We start from the raw sequence: 15,175 nt of genomic DNA, 5'->3' as shown, positions 1-15,175 counted from the left end.
TGTTCAACCCCCCGCTACTGCCTCGAAAGGGAGTCATGACCCGCGTGGTCCTGCTGGGCTCTTCGCCCGGCCCCGACACCTCTCCGACCGGCCTGAGGCTGGCCGCGCTGCCCGGCAATCCCACCGTGGCCGAGCGGCTGCGCAGCCAGCTCGTCTCCTATGACCCGCGGCCCGCCACGATCGAGACCGGCGACGTGGCCGCCGCCCTGCGCGCCCTGGCCGACGTCGCAGAATCGGCAACGGAGAGCCTCTTCATCATCCCCCAGAACTCGGTCGTCCACGACGAGCTGATCTACCAGATCACCAAGGCCAAGCGCGGCGCGCTGGCGCTCGTGGCCAAGGAGCCGCGTCTGGAGGTGACCGAGGAGGCGCAGGAGGACACCGTACCGATCGACGAGGCCGACCCGGAGATCGGCTACGGCCGGCTCGAGGGGCTGCCGGTGCGCGCGCGCGTCGGCAAGTCGCGCGTCGTGTCGGTCGGCACCGCCAACCACGCGGTGACCAGGCCCAACGCGGTGGTGCTCGGCCCGCTGCACATCAGCGCCCGCAACGCCCCCGTGCTCGCGCAGACCTGCCGCGAGCTGGCCCTCATGGCCGACCGCTTCGGCGCGGACGACGACCTCGTCCAGCTCGTGGTGTTCGGCCTGGTGCGCAACGGCGTGTCGGTCGGCGTGCGCGGCCGGCGCGACCTGTTCTACCGGCGGGTGAGCACGCCGGAGGAGGTCAACGAGGCCGGCGCCGAGATGGCCGGCATGAACGAGGACCGCGCCCGGCTCAACAACGCGGTCAAGGGCGCCGACGGCTTCTTCACCACCTACTTCGTCTCCACCTACTCGCGCTTCATCGCCCGCTGGGCGGCGCGGCGCGGGCTCACGCCCAACCAGGTGACGCTGATCTCGATCACGCTCGGCGTGGCCGCCGCCGCGTGCTTCGCCACCGGCGACCGGCCGTGGATGGTCGCCGGCGGCCTGCTGATCTACTTCGCCTTCGTCTTCGACTGCGTCGACGGGCAGGTGGCCCGGTACGCCCGCAAGTTCGGCGTGCTGGGGGCCTGGCTCGACGCCACCTTCGACCGCTTCAAGGAATACGTGGTCTTCGCCGGCCTGGCCGTCGGCTGGGTCGTCTCGGGCAACGGCGACGACATCTGGATCCTGGCGCTGGCCGCCATCGGGCTCCAGTCCGTCCGCCACCTGCTCGACTTCTCCTTCGGCATCTCCAACCGGCGCAAGCCGCCCGCGCAGCTCCCCACCCTCCCGCTCGACGCCCCCGACGACCGCGACCTGCGCAGGGCGCTGGAGCGGCGCAAGGCCGAGCGCAGTCAGGGCCTGCGCGGCGTGCTCAAGATGTGGACCAGGGCGGGCAAGTTCCGCGCGGTCCACTGGGCGCGGAAGATGATCGTGTTCCCCATCGGCGAGCGGTTCGCGGCCATCGCGATCACCGCCGCCCTCTTCGACGCCCGGATCACTTTCCTCACCCTCGTGGTCTGGGGCTCCGTCGCCGCCGCCTACACCCTCACCGGACGCCTCATGAGGTCGCTCGTATGATCACTCAACCGCAGGCCATGGCCACCCCCACGCCGGACCCCGACGAGGAACGCCGCCGCATCCAGACCGCCCGCCTGCTCGCCTACCGCGACGACGGCCCGCTCGTGCACGCCCTCGCGGGCAAGCTGGGCAAGGGCCTGCCGCCCGTGCCCGCCACGCTCGTGGCGCTGCTCGCCGTCGTCGCCGTCACCGTCGTCGGGCTGCCCGACAAGGGGCCGCTGCTGCTCGTGCCGGTGGCCATCACGCTGCTGCTCGTGCTGCCGACCGCGCCGCGCGACCACCTGGGCCGCTTCGACTGGCTCACGCCGCCGCTGCTGCGCGGCACCGAGTTCCTCGCCATGATCGCGATCGGCCTGGCCGCCGGCGCGCCGAAGTGGCTGCTGTTCGTGCTGGTCTACGTGGTGGGCTACCACACCTACGACACCGTCTACCGCACCCGGCAGAGCATCTGGCCGCCCGCGTGGGTGTTCCACGCGGGGCTCGGCTGGGAGCTGCGCCTGCTGATCATCGGTGCCGGTGCGGCGCTGGGCTGGCTGACGCCGGTGCTCGCGGTGCTGACGGCGTACCTGTTCGTGCTGTTCGCGGTGGAGAGCGTGACGAGCTGGGTGCGCCTGGACAAGGCCTCCGCGCAGGCCGGCGCCGACGCCGAGCAGGACCTCGAGGCCTCGCCCGAGGACGCGCTCGAGCAGGCCACCGGCGAGGCGGAGAAGGGCTGAGCGGCCACCTCCCCCTCCGGACACGACGGCGGTCACGGGCTCCCGACAAGGGCGCCGGTGACCGCCGTTTCGCGTGCGGGCGCCGAATCGCCCCGCCAGAAAAGGACATGACGGACTAGTCTGAAATTCAGCCACATTCGAGCCGGGGTCCGGTCCGGCCGGAGCCAGGAGACGCGGATGGCGTTCGGGTCGCGGCCGTTCAGACGAGGGCATCCGCCGGACGGGCGCGCGGCGGCGCGCGGGCCGTGGGCGGGCCGGTCCGGGCGGGTCGTGGTGGTGCTGGCGTTGGCCGTCGGCCCGGTGAGCGGGTGCGGCACGGATCCGGGCCCGGTGTGCGGCGCGGTCGTCGACTCGACGGGCTACGCCGACCCGGTGACCGCCAGGAACGACGTCGACTCCGAACTGCCGGGGTTCGCCAAGGGCTGCGACTGGATCGGCTTCGCGGCGGTGACCGGCAGCTCGGAGAGCAGCGCGTGCCGCGAGGACCCGGTGCCCATCGCCGCCACCCGCACCGAGAACCCCGGCGACGACCCCGCGGTCGAGGACCGGGTCAGGGCCCGCCGGATCCAGCAGGTGCTCCCCCGGGCGGTCGGGCTGTTCGACTGCCCGAAGGAGGGCCGGGGCTCGGACGTCCTGGGCGCCCTGCGGTACGCGGTCAAGCAGCTCAGCGCGCTGCGGCAGCCGGACAGGGAGCACCGGCTCATCGTGTTCAGCGACCTGCTCAACGACCGCGGCGACCTGGACGTCGGCAAGCTGGACCTGGGCGAGGCCGCCCGCGGCCGGAAGGTCGGGGAACTGCGGGCCGCGCGGCTGCTGCCCGACCTGTCCGGGTACGCGGTGGTGGTGCACGGGTTCCTGCGGGCGAAGAAGTCCGTCCCCGGCCGGTTCCCGCTGCTGGAGAGCTTCTGGCGGGAGGCGTTCGAGGCCGCCGGGGCGTCGTCCGTGGACCTGCTCTAGAGCGCTCTCCCATATTGACACGCGGTCAGCGGCGTGTTTACGTCGCGTCAAGAGAGCGCTCTCTCACCCGCCATCACCCCCCATGGAGCAGGGATGACAACAGAGATCCGGCACCGGCGCCGCCTGGTGGCCGTGGCGGTGGTGCTCGTGGCACTCACCGGCCTGCTCGTCAAAGTGGCCGTCAGCGCCTCGGCCTCCGTGCCGTCCACGCCGTCCGGCTGGTCGCTGGTCTGGTCCGACGACTTCAACGGCTCGGCGGGCACGCCGCCCTCGTCCGCCGAGTGGATCATCGACACCGGGCACGGCTATCCCGGCGGGCCGGGCAACTGGGGCACGGGCGAGATCCAGAACTACACCTCCAGCACCTCCAACGTCAGCCTCGACGGCTCCGGCAACCTGCGCATCACGCCCCTGCGCAGCGGCTCGGGCGAGTGGACCTCGGCCCGCATCGAGACCAGGCGGGCCGACTTCAAGCCGGCCGCCGGGCGCGTGCTGCGGATCGAGGGCCGGATCCAGATGCCGAACGTGACCGGTCAGGCGGCGCTCGGCTACTGGCCGGCGTTCTGGGCGCTGGGGTCGCCGTACCGGGGGAACTACTGGAACTGGCCGGGCATCGGCGAGTTCGACATCATGGAGAACGTCAACGGCATCGACTCGGTGTGGGGCGTGCTCCACTGCGGCGTCAGCCCCGGCGGGCCCTGCAACGAGACGACCGGCCTGGGCGCGAGCCGGGCCTGCCCCGGATCGTCCTGCCAGTCGGCCTTCCACACCTACCGCTTCGAGTGGGACCGCGCCGCCAGCCCGAACCAGCTCCGCTGGTACGTCGACGGCCAGCAGTTCCACAGCGTCAGCCAGAACCAGCTCGACGCCACCACCTGGGCCGACATGACCGGGCACGGCGGCTACTTCCTGCTGCTCAACCTGGCGATGGGCGGCGCGTTCCCCAACGCCCTGGCCGGCACGGGCACGCCGACGGCGGCGACGGTCCCCGGCCACCCGCTGCTGGTGGACTACGTGGCCGTCTGGCAGAGCGGCACGGTCTCCACCCCGACGTCCACGCCGACCGTCCCGGGCGGCGTGGACGCGCGCTCCACCATCCAGGCCGAGCGCTACCAGGCCCAGTCGGGCACCATCGTCGAGGCCACCACCGACACCGGCGGCGGCCAGAACGTCGGCGCCATCGCGAACGGCGACTGGCTGCGCTACGACGGGGTCGACTTCGGCTCCGAGCCCGCCCGCCAGTTCAAGGCCAGGGTGGCGTCGGGGGCGGCGGCCGGCGTGAGCGGGCTGGTGCAGGTGCGGCTGGACAGTCCGTCCGCCCCGCCGATCGGCGACTTCGCGCTGGCCAGTACGGGCGGCTGGCAGAGCTGGCGCACGGTCCCCGCCAACATCAGCGGGGTCACCGGGACGCACACCGTCTACCTGACCTTCAGCAGCGGCCAGCCCGCCGACTTCGTCAACGTCAACTGGTTCACCTTCTCGACGACCTGACCCGCCCAGGACGGCGGAGGAGCGCGGCGGAGACACCCGAGCCCGCGCTCCTCCCGCCGCGGCCTTCGTCGGTGATCGCGGTAGATGGGGAACAATGGGACAGTGCGCGAATTGCCGGTGATCGACATCTCCCCGCTGGTCGGCGACACCCCGGGCGGTGACAGGCAGGCCGTCGGCGCGGCGATCGGCGCGGCCTGCCGGGACAGCGGCTTCTTCTACGTCCGCGGGCACGGCGTGCCGCAGGACCTCCTCGACCGGCTCGACGCCGCCGCCAGGCGCTTCTTCGCGCTGCCCGAGGAGGTCAAGGCCGAGATCTCGATGGACCGCGGCGGCCCGGCCTGGCGCGGCTTCTTCCCGGTGGGCGGCGAGCTGACCTCGGGGCGGCCGGACCTGAAGGAGGGCGTCTACTTCGGCGCCGAGCAGCCGCCCGGCCCGCTCCCGCTGCACGGCCCCAACCAGTTCCCCGTCCAGGTGCCCGAGCTGCGGGAGGCCGTCCTCGCCTACCTGGAGACGATGACGGGGGTCGCGCAGGCGGTCATGTCGGGGGTCGCGCTCAGCCTCGGCCTGGACGAGGGCTACTTCCGCACCGGCTACACCGCGGACCCGACCGTCCTGTTCCGCATCTTCCACTACCCGCCCGCGCCCCCGGACGACGACGAGACCTGGGGCGTGGGCGAGCACACCGACTACGGCCTGCTCACCCTGCTCCTCCAGGACGCCAACGGCGGCCTCCAGGTCCGGACGGCGGACGGCTGGATCGAGGCGCCGCCGCTGCCGGGCACGTTCGTCTGCAACATCGGCGACATGCTCGACAAGCTCACGGGCGGCCGCTACCGCTCGACGCCGCACCGCGTGCGCAACCGCAGCGGCAACGAGCGCCTGAGCTACCCGTTCTTCTTCGACCCCGGGTGGGACAGCGTGGTGCCGCCCCTCCCCTACGCCGCCGGCGAGCGCTGGGACGGCCAGGTCGACTTCACCGGCACCTACGGCGAGTACCTGCTGTCGAAGGTGTCCAAGGTCTTCCCGAGCCTGTTCGAGCGGCAGATCTAGGCCGACTCCCGCACGATCAGCCGGGTGGGCAGGACGACCGGCGTGGTGCTCCGGCCCTCCAGCCGCGACAGCAGCAGCCGCGCCAGCGCCAGCGCCTGCTCGGTGACGGGCACCCGGACGGTGGTGAGGGCGGGGGTGGTGGCCGAGGCGGCGTCGATGTCGTCGAAGCCCACGATCGCCAGGTCGTCGGGCACCCGCCGGCCGGCGGCGCGGGCGGCCAGCAGGGCGCCGACGGCCATCTGGTCGTCGGCCGCGAAGATCGCGTCCAGGTCGGGGGCGTCGCCGAGGAGCTGCCCGGCCGCCGCCGCGCCGGAGGCCCGGGTCAGGTCGCCGATCGCCAGTCTGGGCCGCAGCCCGGCGCGGTCGAGGGCCGTACGGTGGCCGGCGAGCCGGTCCTGGGTGGCGACCAGGTCCATCGGGCCGCAGATCATGCCGATCCGGCGGCGGCCGGTGGCCAGCAGGTGCTCGGTGGCCGCCGCCGCGCCCGCGACGTTGTCGGCGTCCACGTACGGCACCAGCGAGGCGACCGGCGGCCGGCCCAGCAGCACGAGCGGCACGCCGGTGCGCGAGAGCCGTTCGGCCAGGGTGTCGCCCCGCTCGGGCGGCAGCAGGACGACGCCGTCCACCAGGCGCGCCTCGGCGTGCCGGACGATGCGGCGCTGGCTCTCGGCGGTGTCGGCGAGCATGAGGGTGATCTGCTTGCCCGCGCCCTCCAGCAGGCTCGTCACGTACTGGACGGCGGCGGCGACCATCGGGTCGGCGGCGTGCCTGGGGGCCGGCAGCACGAGCGCGACGGTGTCGGTGCGCCGGGTCACCAGGCTGCGGGCGGCGGCGTTGGGCACGTAGCCGAGCTCCTTGACGGCCTGGAGGACCGTGGAGCGCACCTCGGGGCTGACCGACGCCTCGCCGTTGACGACGCGGGAGACCGTGGCCCGGGAGACGCGGGCGCGGGCGGCCACCGTCTCCAGCGTGGGACGCCGGGGCGGCGCCTCGGTCAGGCCGTTGCGCCTGATGACGTCGCGGTACCACAGGGCGCTGTCCTTGGGCCGCCTGCGCTGGGTGTCGAAGTCGACGTGCACGAGGCCGAACTTGCGCCGGTACCCCTCGGCCCATTCGAGATTGTCGAGCAGCGTCCAGGCGAGATATCCGCGAACGTTCGCGCCCTCCTCGACGGCGGTCCGCAGGGCCCGCAGGTGCTCCTCGATGAAATGCACGCGGTCGACGTCGTGAATGCCGTCGGGAGTGACCGTGTCGACGAAGTCCGCGCCATTCTCGGTGATCATGAGTTCGAGCCCGGGATATTCGCCGGCGAGCCGCCGCAGTAACAGCGAAAGGGCGTTCGGGACGATCGGCCAGCCCATCGCGGTGACCGCCGTGGGAATGGTGCTGAAAAGCACGCCGGCGCTTCCCGGATAAGCCGGGTCGGCCGGTTCGCCGGGCTGCGCCTGGACGACGGCCGGCGCGTAGTAGTTGACGCCGAGCAGGTCGAGCGGCTGGGCGATGTCGGCCAGGTCGCCGTCGCGGACGTGCCCGAGCCCGGCGTGCCGCTCGATGACCGGCAGCAGGTCGGCGGGGTAGGCGCCGCGCAGCATCGGGTCGAGGAACTGCCGGTGGACGAGCGCGTCGATCCTGGCCACGGCCTCGGCGTCCTCCTCCGACAGCGGCCGGTCGAAGTCGCCGACCTGGGCCGGCGTCAGCACGGGCGAGAAGTTGAGCACGGCCCCCACCTCGGCGGCCCCGGCGGCGCGCAGGGCCTGGGCGCCCAGGCCGTGGGCGAGCAGCAGGTGGTGGGCGCTCCTGAACGCCTCGGCGGCCGACCGGCGGCCCGGCGCGTGCACCCCCGAGCCGTGGCCGACGAAGGCCGCCACCCACGGCTCGTTCACGGTGAACCAGGTGCCGACCCGGTCGGCGAGCCGCTCGGCCACGATCGCCGCGTAGTCCGCGAAACAGCGGGCGGTGTCGCGGGACGGCCATCCGCCGCGCTCCTGCAGCGCCTGCGGCAGGTCCCAGTGATAAAGGGTGGCCAAAGGCGTGATGCCCGCCTCCAGCAGGGCGTCGACCAGCCGCTGGTAGAAGTCGAGACCGGCCGCGTTCACCTTTCCCGAGCCGTCCGGGAGAATGCGCGGCCAGCTCACCGAGAACCGGTAGGCGGCCATTCCCAGGTCTTTCATCAGCGAGACGTCCTCGCGATATCGGTGGTAATGGTCGCAGGCGTCGGCAGTGCCTCCCGCGAAGGCGTCCCAAATGGACGGCCCGCGGCCGTCGGCGGCGGTGCCGCCCTCGATCTGGAAGGCCGACGTCGAGACCCCCCAGACGAAACCCTCGGGAAAACGTGCGACATTCATGTGGCGGCAATCCTCCGGCAGTGGACCGAGCGCCCAGTCTCCCGCGCGGCGCTCGTCGCGCGCCAGCCTGGCCAGGCGGTATACAGAGCCGGTGGAACTGGACCGGCTCGATCGTGACATCATCGCGGCGCTCGTCGACGACGCCCGCGCGACCTACGCGGACATCGGCCAGCAGGTGGGGCTGAGCGCGTCGGCCGTCAAGCGGCGGGTCGACCGGCTGCAGAAGAGCGGGGCGATCACCGGCTTCAGCGCGCGGGTCGCGCCGCAGGCGCTCGGCTGGACCACCGAGGCGTACGTCGAGCTGTTCTGCCAGGGCAAGACCAAGCCGTCGGACATCGCCCTGGCGGTGGCCAAGTTCCCCGAGGTGGTGGCGGCGGCCACGATCACCGGCGAGGCCGACGCGCTGCTGCACATCAGGGCCACCGACGTGCGGCACGTCGAGCGGGTCATCGAGCGCATCGCGGCGGAGGCTTTCGTGGTGCGGACCAAGAGCTCGATCGTGCTGTCGCGGCTGGTGGACACCCCTCCGGGAGCCGCCCTGACGGACTCGCGCAACGGATCGCACGTCGTTGGCCGATAGACGCAACAGACCCGCGCCAACGCGCAATGCGCACCGCTTGGCCTGCGCAAACGTCAATTCTTAGGCTGTCCCCGTCCTCCCGGAACAACACGGGAACTCTCCCTGCCCAGACGACGGAGCCCTGCATGCCCAAACACTTCCTCATGTGCCGCCCGGACTACTTCGCGGTCGAGTACGCCATCAACCCGTGGATGGACCCCGAGGCCGGCGCCGACCGTGAGGTGGCGATCCGGCAGTGGGAAGGGCTGAAGTCGGCGTACGAGGAGCTCGGGCACCAGGTCAGCCTCATCGACCCGATCGAGGGCCTGCCCGACATGGTGTTCGCCGCCAACGGCGCGCTGGTCGTCGGCGGACGGGTCTACGGCGCCCGTTTCACCTTCCCCGAGCGCGGCCCCGAGGGCCCGGCCTACCTGCGCTGGTTCGTCGAGCGCGGCTACCCGACGCTGGAGCCCACGCACGTCAACGAGGGCGAGGGCGACTTCCTCACCCTCGACGACGTCATCCTGGCCGGCACCGGCTTCCGCACCGACGTGGTCGCCCACCAGGAGGCGCAGGAGTACCTGGGCCGCCCGGTCGTCTCGCTGAAGCTGGTCGACCCGCGCTTCTACCACCTGGACACCGCGCTGTTCCCGCTCGACGGCCGCAACGTCGCCTACTACCCCGGCGCCTTCTCCAAGGGCAGCCAGGAGGTGCTGCGCGCGATGTTCCCGGACGCGGTGATCGCGACCGCCGAGGACGCCGAGGTGCTCGGCCTCAACGCGGTCAGCGACGGCCGCAACGTGGTGATCAACTCCGAGGCGTCCGGGCTCCAGCTGGAGCTCAAGCGGCACGGCTACGAGGTGATCCCGGTCGAGCTGTCGGAGCTGCGCAAGGCGGGCGGCGGTCCCAAGTGCTGCACACTGGAGATCAGGGGGGAGAAGTAACATGAGCACCAGCGCAGAGCTGATCGAAGTAAGCGAGCGCCGCAGCGCGCACAACTACCATCCGCTGCCCGTGGTCATCCACGAGGCGCACGGCGCGTGGGTCACCGACGTCGAGGGCAAGCGCTATCTCGACTGCCTGTCGGGCTACTCGTCACTGAACTTCGGCCACGGCAACCCGAAGATCATCGAGGCCGCCCAGGAGCAGCTGAAGAACCTCACGCTGACCAGCCGGGCCTTCTACCACGACCAGTTCGCCCAGTTCTGCGCCGGGCTCGGCGACCTCACCGGCAAGGACATGATCCTTCCGATGAACACCGGCGCCGAGGCCGTCGAGACCGCGATCAAGGTGGCCCGCAAGTGGGGCTACGAGGTCAAGGGCGTCGCGCCGGAGCGGGCCAACATCATCGTGATGGAGGACAACTTCCACGGCCGCACCACCACGATCATCAGCTTCTCCACCGACCCCGACGCGCACGACGGGTTCGGGCCGTACACGCCCGGGTTCAAGATCGTCCGTTACGGCTCGGCCGAGGCGATCAGGGAGGCGATCGACGACGACACCGTGGCCGTGCTCGTCGAGCCGATCCAGGGCGAGGCGGGCGTGCTGGTGCCGCCGGACGGCTACCTGACCGAGGTCCGGCGCATCTGCACCGACAACAACGTGCTGATGATCGCCGACGAGATCCAGTCGGGTCTCGGGCGCACCGGCCGCACGTTCGCCTGCGACCACGAGAACGTCGTCCCCGACGTCTACATCCTGGGCAAGGCGCTCGGCGGCGGCGTGGTGCCGGTCTCGGCCATCGCCGCGGACGAGGACGTCCTCGGGGTCATCAAGCCGGGCCAGCACGGGTCCACGTTCGGCGGCAACCCGCTGGCCTGCGCGGTCGGCATCGCCGTCATCGACATCCTGAACACCGGCGAGTTCCAGGCCAGGGCCGCCCGGCTCGGCGAGGTGCTGCACGCGCGGCTGCGCGAGCTGGCCGGCAAGGGCGTCGTGGCGGTGCGCGGGCGCGGGCTGTGGGCGGGCGTGGACATCGACCCGGCCCTCGGCACCGGGCGCGAGGTCTCCAAGGCGCTGATGGCGCGCGGCGTGCTCGCCAAGGACACCCACGGGTCCACGATCCGGCTCGCGCCGCCGATCGTGATCTCCGAGGAGGACCTGCTCTGGGCGGTCGACCAGCTCGCCGCCGTCCTGGAAAGCCTCTAGCCCTCAGGTCCCGGACAGGCCCCGGGCGGGCGCGCCGGCCACACCGGCGCGCCCGTCCGGCTGTCAGGACCCGGCGGAGGCGCTCGGCTCGACCGTGACGGTCCTGGTCGGCTGCGGCTCGCCGGTCGGGACGGCCGTGCCGGTGGGCGTCGGCCGCGGCTCCTCGGACGGCTCGGCCGAGGGCGCGCCGGCCGCCGGCTCCCGGGTGAACGTGATCGTCGCCTCGGCCGTCGGCGGCTCCGACGTCGTCGAGCCGGACTCCGACGGAGTGGGCACGGGGGCCTGGGTCTCCGGCATGCAGCTCGCGTCGGCGGCGGCGTCGGGGGCCTCCGGCAGGGCGTCCACCACGGAGACGTCGAGCTGGGCCGTCAGCGCCAGGACGCTGTCCTTCGGCGCGCCCGCCTTGGCGTCGACCACGACCTGCCGCTCCCCCAGGAACGTGTGCCCGGCCGGATCGAAGATCAGCTCCTCGCGCACGCCCCAGCCGGCGACCCGGCCCAGCGCCACGCCCACGCGTCCCGAGGAGTCGGCGACGCCCTCGGCCGCCTCGACGCCGGGGATCGTCTTCACCGCCTCGAACAGGGCGTCCCGCTGTGCCTTGGGCAGGTAGTTCTCCCTGACGAGGTCGCCGGCGCGGGCGAAGGCGACGGCGTCGGGATCGCCGTCCTTGCCGCCCCCGGGGACCGGCTGGTACAGGCGGTCGCGCATGGCCGTGGCGTCGGTCGGGAGCGTGCTCAGGTAGGCGTAGTCGTCGCGGTAGGGGCCGCGCAGGTCGGGGCAGGAGGCCAGCCGGTTCCACTCGCTGCCCTGCCAACTGGTGGCGTCGGCGGGCAGCGGCTCGCCCGGCCAGGGGCGCGGCTCGCGGCCCTCGATCTGCAGCAGGCCGTCCTTGCTGCCGTCCACGGACTTCCAGATCCTGCGGTGCTGGCGGTAGAGGTAGCGGCTCTGCCCGCCGGAGGCGTCGATCGAGCGCGAGCCGTACATGGTGTCGGACTCGATCAGGATGAACTGGTCCGGCCGGGGGTTCACCTCGCCGGCCGCCAGCATCACGGAGGTGGCCGGGCGGGCATCCGTCCCGCCCTGGCCGGACAGCGCCACCGCCACGCCGCCGACCAGGACCACCGTGACGCCGAAGGCCGCGGCCGTCTGCCAGCCCAGCCTGGGCAGCCGCAGACGCCGCCCGCCGCGTGCCTCGGCCAGCAGCCGTTCCCTGGCCCGCGCGCGGGCCTGCGGCTCGTACGGCGGCGCCGCCGGCCTGCCGTCGGCGAACGTGCGGATCTCGTCATCCATGCTGGGGCTCCTCTGCGAAGGGATCGATGCCGCCGAGCGCCCTGCGTACCTTGACGCGGAGCCGGTGCAGCCTGGACCGGACGGTGCCGACGGGCACCCCGAGGGCGCGCGCGGCGTCCTCGTAGGTCAGGTCGGCCCACGCCACGAGCAGCAGCAGGTCGCGCTCGCCCGCGCTGAGCCTGGTCAGCGCCCTGGCCAGGCGGGGCTGGAGCTGCTCGGCGGTGACCCGGTCGGCGCTGCGCTCGTCGAACGCGCCCGGACGCTCGGCGCCCACCCTGGCCATGGCCGCGGTGCGCCGCCGTTCGGCCCTGCGGTGCTGGGACACGACCTTGGTGGCGATGCCGTACAGCCAGGGACGGGCGTCGGGCAGGGTGCGGTCGTAGCGGCCGCGGCCGCGGAAGGCGAGGAGGAACACCTCCCCCGTCACGTCCTCGGCCAGCTCGGCGCCCAGGCGGCGGGCGGCGTACCTGTGGATCTCGTCGGCGTGCCGGTCGAACAGCGCGGCGAAACGCTCTGGATCGCTCAGCGAATTCCCGATCAGGGTCGAGTCATCCAGCGTTGCGGTTGTGTCCTCGACACTCACGACATCCGGTCCTCTCTCATGCGGTCACCCTGTTGTTGGCCGCACCCGGAAGCCCGGTTCCACCTTTTTCTGGCTATGTCGCCTTTCGCCAGGCGGACAGGCCGTCGGGGGCCTCGTCCCTGGTGAACCCGGCCGCCGTCAGCTCGGCGGCCAGCCGGTCGCCGGCGGGCCGGTGGGCCTCGCTGGTCACCTCGTCCTCGCCGATCACCACGCCGCGCTGCCTGACCCGGTAGAGGAAACGCGAGCGCACGGTCTCGCCGGTGACGTCGAGCACCTGGCCCCAGACCTCGTAGGCGTGCCGCCCGACCTGGTAGGACCCCATGAGCTCCAGCTCACCGGGCGTGGGCGCGGGCCGCTCGCGCCAGTTGAACAGCAGCAGCCCGCCCGGTTCGAGCTGCCTGGCCAGCACCCGCCACAGCTCCTCCCGCCGCCCGGCCGGGAACGCCTGCAACACCGAGATCATCACGACGGCCTCGACCGGCTCGTCGACGTCGACGTCGAGCGCCCCGCAGGCCAGCACGGTGACCCGGCGCCGGGCCTCCTCGTCGGCCGCCAGCCGCGACAGCAGCACCGACCGCATGGCCAGCGCCGGCTCGACGGCGAACACCTCGCCCTCCGTCTCGCGCACGATCACCTCGGTGATCAGGCCGGTGCCCGCGCCGATCTCCATGACGCCGCCCCGCACCCCCTTCAGCAGGGGCGGGAGCAGCTCGCGGATCTGGGGGACGTGCCCGTCCTCGTGCCACAGGTCGTAGAACGGCACGGCCCTGGAGTACTGATCGTCATTCATAGGTCATTTCTACGCCAGCCGGGCCGAGTCGATCGGCCTGACACCGTCGCCCGTCGACTCGTACCAGGTGATCGTGTCGGGGAAGGTCAGCGTGGCCAGCGCGTTCTGGAACAGCGGGCCCTTGGTCACCCGCCAGCGGAACGGCGGCCGCGGGATGCCCGCCAGCCGCGCCAGCAGGCTGCCCACCAGCGTCGCCAGCCCGAACTGGGTGAGCACGTTGGCCCAGCGCAGCAACCGGCTGAGCGGGTTGCGGATCGGCGAGCAGACGACCTGGTAGATCTGCCCGGCCGAGGCCTTGGCCAGGTAGGAGTAGTGGACGTCGCCGGACAGGATCACCGCCGGCTTGCCGAGCCGGACCAGCAGCCTGCCCAGGTCCTCGAACGAGCGCCGGAAGGCCGCCCAGTGCTCCAGGTCGACGGCCTGGCGCAGCTGCTCCGACCACCGCTGCACGGTACGGCCCCACTTGCCGTCGCACAGCGCCTCGTTCCAGTTCTGGACGCCGTGCACGCCCTCGGGCAGCAGGAACGGGATCGAGGAGCCGATGACCAGCCGCTCGGCCGGGGCGGCGGCCTGCTCCTGGAGCCAGGCCCACTCCTCGGGGTCGAGCATGCGCCGGTCGCCGGGGGTGAGCTGCCTGGCGCACCGGGTGTCGATCATGATGAGCCGGGTGTGCCCGAGGTCGCGGGTGTAGCTCCAGCGGTTGCTGCTCGGCTCGGCGTCGGCCTTGGCGGCGAAGGCGTCGAGGGCCGGGCCGCCGTCGCCGCCACCCTCGGTGAGCTCGCGCACCAGCGGGTCGGCCGCCCGCTCGGCCGGCGTCAGGTTGCCGAGGTGCTGGTAGACGAAGTAGGCGCCCAGCCCGGCGACCACGCGGCGCGGCCACCAGCTCGTCAGGGCCATCTTCTCCCGCCAGGGCTGGGAGGTGTTCCAGTCGTCGCGCAGGTCGTGGTCGTCGAAGATCATGGCGGTGGGCACGGTGGACAGCAGCCAGCGGATCTCCGGGTCGGTCCAGGCCTGGCGGTAGAGCTCGGCGTACTCCTCGTAGTCGGCGATCTCGCCCTGCGGCTCGGTGGTCCTGCGCGCGTGGATGTAGTCGAGCATCTGGGGCGAGGGGCTGTCGGCGTAGACCTGGTCGCCGAGGAGCAGCAGCAGGTCGGGCCACTCCTCCTCGCCGGCGCGCATGAGGCTCACGCCGTAGGCGCGCAGCACGTCGTCGCCGTGGGTGCGGACGTGCGCCGAGTCGTGCGGCACGCTCGTGCGGCACGACCCGAACGCCAGCTTGCGGGGCCCTTCGGCGGGCAGCAGCCGCACCCGGCTGGCCGGGCGACCCGCCAGGGGCCAGACCTGGTCCCCGTCGAGGCTGACGGAATAGGAGGCGATATCCTGGGACAGGTCAACGAGATCCACGATCGCGTAGTGGTGACCGTGCACGGTGAAGGTGGGCGACCGATAAGCCCCGCCTGCCGTCTCGACGGTGACCGTGCAGGGCTCGCTGGTCTCCACCCAGATCGAGGCACTGACCGAGTCGACGTGACGCAACATCGGCCCAACCACGAGTGCGGGCATCCAACCCTCCGGTTTTCGACGATTCGGCACACTCTCGCTCGATAGCCTGCCAGAGTGGCACGTTCCCAGCACGTTGATCAACGGCTTGGATATGCCTTCATAGCCTAGGCAAGGTCAAACTGCCCCGCCTAGGATG

Annotated in this window: 13 protein-coding genes; 8 read left to right on the top strand and 5 right to left on the bottom strand. The window is 72.4% G+C overall.

All coding sequences use genetic code 11. From position 1 onward, the window contains the following. Nucleotides 1-35 precede the first annotated feature (35 nt). The 5 genes from ACIBQ8_RS14210 (at nucleotide 36) to ACIBQ8_RS14190 (ending at nucleotide 5,758) form a co-directional block, all read left to right on the top strand. Nucleotides 36-1,544: a CDP-alcohol phosphatidyltransferase family protein gene (locus tag ACIBQ8_RS14210; protein ID WP_397175645.1), complete on the top strand. Its 1,509-nt coding sequence runs from the start codon at nucleotides 36-38 to the stop codon at nucleotides 1,542-1,544. After that, complete coding sequence (locus ACIBQ8_RS14205; protein ID WP_352323408.1) at nucleotides 1,541-2,260, top strand: DUF5941 domain-containing protein; 720 nt, start codon at nucleotides 1,541-1,543, stop codon at nucleotides 2,258-2,260. The genes ACIBQ8_RS14210 and ACIBQ8_RS14205 overlap by 4 nt, the downstream gene beginning before the upstream one ends. 177 nt (nucleotides 2,261-2,437) lie before the next feature. Beyond that, nucleotides 2,438-3,217 (top strand): hypothetical protein, encoded by a 780-nt coding sequence (locus ACIBQ8_RS14200; RefSeq protein WP_397192094.1) that lies wholly within the window; start codon nucleotides 2,438-2,440, stop codon nucleotides 3,215-3,217. Nucleotides 3,218-3,310: 93 nt separating this feature from the next. After that, nucleotides 3,311-4,708, top strand: a complete 1,398-nt coding sequence (locus ACIBQ8_RS14195) for a glycoside hydrolase family 16 protein (protein WP_397192093.1) — start codon at nucleotides 3,311-3,313, stop codon at nucleotides 4,706-4,708. Nucleotides 4,709-4,810: 102 nt separating this feature from the next. Then, complete coding sequence (locus tag ACIBQ8_RS14190; RefSeq protein ID WP_397192092.1) at nucleotides 4,811-5,758, top strand: isopenicillin N synthase family dioxygenase; 948 nt, start codon at nucleotides 4,811-4,813, stop codon at nucleotides 5,756-5,758. On the opposite strand, the gene ACIBQ8_RS14185 is transcribed toward ACIBQ8_RS14190, so the two are convergent. Next, on the bottom strand, nucleotides 5,755-8,103 hold the full coding sequence (locus ACIBQ8_RS14185; RefSeq protein WP_397192091.1) for a GH1 family beta-glucosidase: 2,349 nt from the start codon (nucleotides 8,101-8,103) through the stop codon (nucleotides 5,755-5,757). The two genes, ACIBQ8_RS14190 and ACIBQ8_RS14185, sit on opposite strands and share 4 nt — an antisense overlap. A gap of 91 nt (nucleotides 8,104-8,194) precedes the next feature. On the opposite strand from ACIBQ8_RS14185, the gene ACIBQ8_RS14180 reads away from it, so the two are divergent. From ACIBQ8_RS14180 to rocD, 3 genes are all read left to right on the top strand, one after another. Beyond that, nucleotides 8,195-8,683 carry an Lrp/AsnC family transcriptional regulator gene (locus ACIBQ8_RS14180; protein ID WP_397175639.1) on the top strand — a complete coding sequence of 163 codons (489 nt, stop codon included), beginning with the start codon at nucleotides 8,195-8,197 and terminating at the stop codon, nucleotides 8,681-8,683. A gap of 125 nt (nucleotides 8,684-8,808) precedes the next feature. After that, on the top strand, nucleotides 8,809-9,606 hold the full coding sequence (ddaH, locus tag ACIBQ8_RS14175; protein ID WP_397175637.1) for a dimethylargininase: 798 nt from the start codon (nucleotides 8,809-8,811) through the stop codon (nucleotides 9,604-9,606). A 1-nt stretch (nucleotide 9,607) separates the two neighbouring features. Then, entirely contained in the window at nucleotides 9,608-10,813 is a 1,206-nt protein-coding gene (rocD, locus tag ACIBQ8_RS14170; RefSeq protein ID WP_397175635.1) for an ornithine--oxo-acid transaminase, read from the top strand. A 63-nt stretch (nucleotides 10,814-10,876) separates the two neighbouring features. Here the strand turns inward: rocD and ACIBQ8_RS14165 are convergent, their stop codons facing one another. The 4 genes from ACIBQ8_RS14165 to ACIBQ8_RS14150 all read right to left on the bottom strand — a co-directional run bounded on the left by ACIBQ8_RS14165 (nucleotide 10,877) and on the right by ACIBQ8_RS14150 (nucleotide 15,015). Further along, the gene (locus tag ACIBQ8_RS14165) at nucleotides 10,877-12,103 is read right to left on the bottom strand and encodes a CU044_5270 family protein (protein WP_397192090.1); all 1,227 of its coding nucleotides are present in this window, start codon (nucleotides 12,101-12,103) and stop codon (nucleotides 10,877-10,879) included. Beyond that, a complete protein-coding gene (locus tag ACIBQ8_RS14160; protein ID WP_397192089.1) occupies nucleotides 12,096-12,686 on the bottom strand; it encodes an RNA polymerase sigma factor in 591 nt (196 codons plus the stop codon). The genes ACIBQ8_RS14165 and ACIBQ8_RS14160 overlap by 8 nt, the downstream gene beginning before the upstream one ends. 73 nt (nucleotides 12,687-12,759) lie before the next feature. Continuing rightward, on the bottom strand, nucleotides 12,760-13,476 hold the full coding sequence (locus ACIBQ8_RS14155; protein WP_397175631.1) for a class I SAM-dependent methyltransferase: 717 nt from the start codon (nucleotides 13,474-13,476) through the stop codon (nucleotides 12,760-12,762). Nucleotides 13,477-13,485: 9 nt separating this feature from the next. Next, nucleotides 13,486-15,015 carry an alkaline phosphatase D family protein gene (locus tag ACIBQ8_RS14150; RefSeq protein WP_397192088.1) on the bottom strand — a complete coding sequence of 510 codons (1,530 nt, stop codon included), beginning with the start codon at nucleotides 15,013-15,015 and terminating at the stop codon, nucleotides 13,486-13,488. Nucleotides 15,016-15,175: the final 160 nt, after the last annotated feature.

This window comes from Nonomuraea sp. NPDC049646 (assembly GCF_044465525.1).
In the GTDB taxonomy this organism is placed as follows: domain Bacteria; phylum Actinomycetota; class Actinomycetes; order Streptosporangiales; family Streptosporangiaceae; genus Nonomuraea.
Note: the sequence above shows the minus strand (reverse complement) of the source record. Positions and strands in the feature narration are given on the sequence as shown.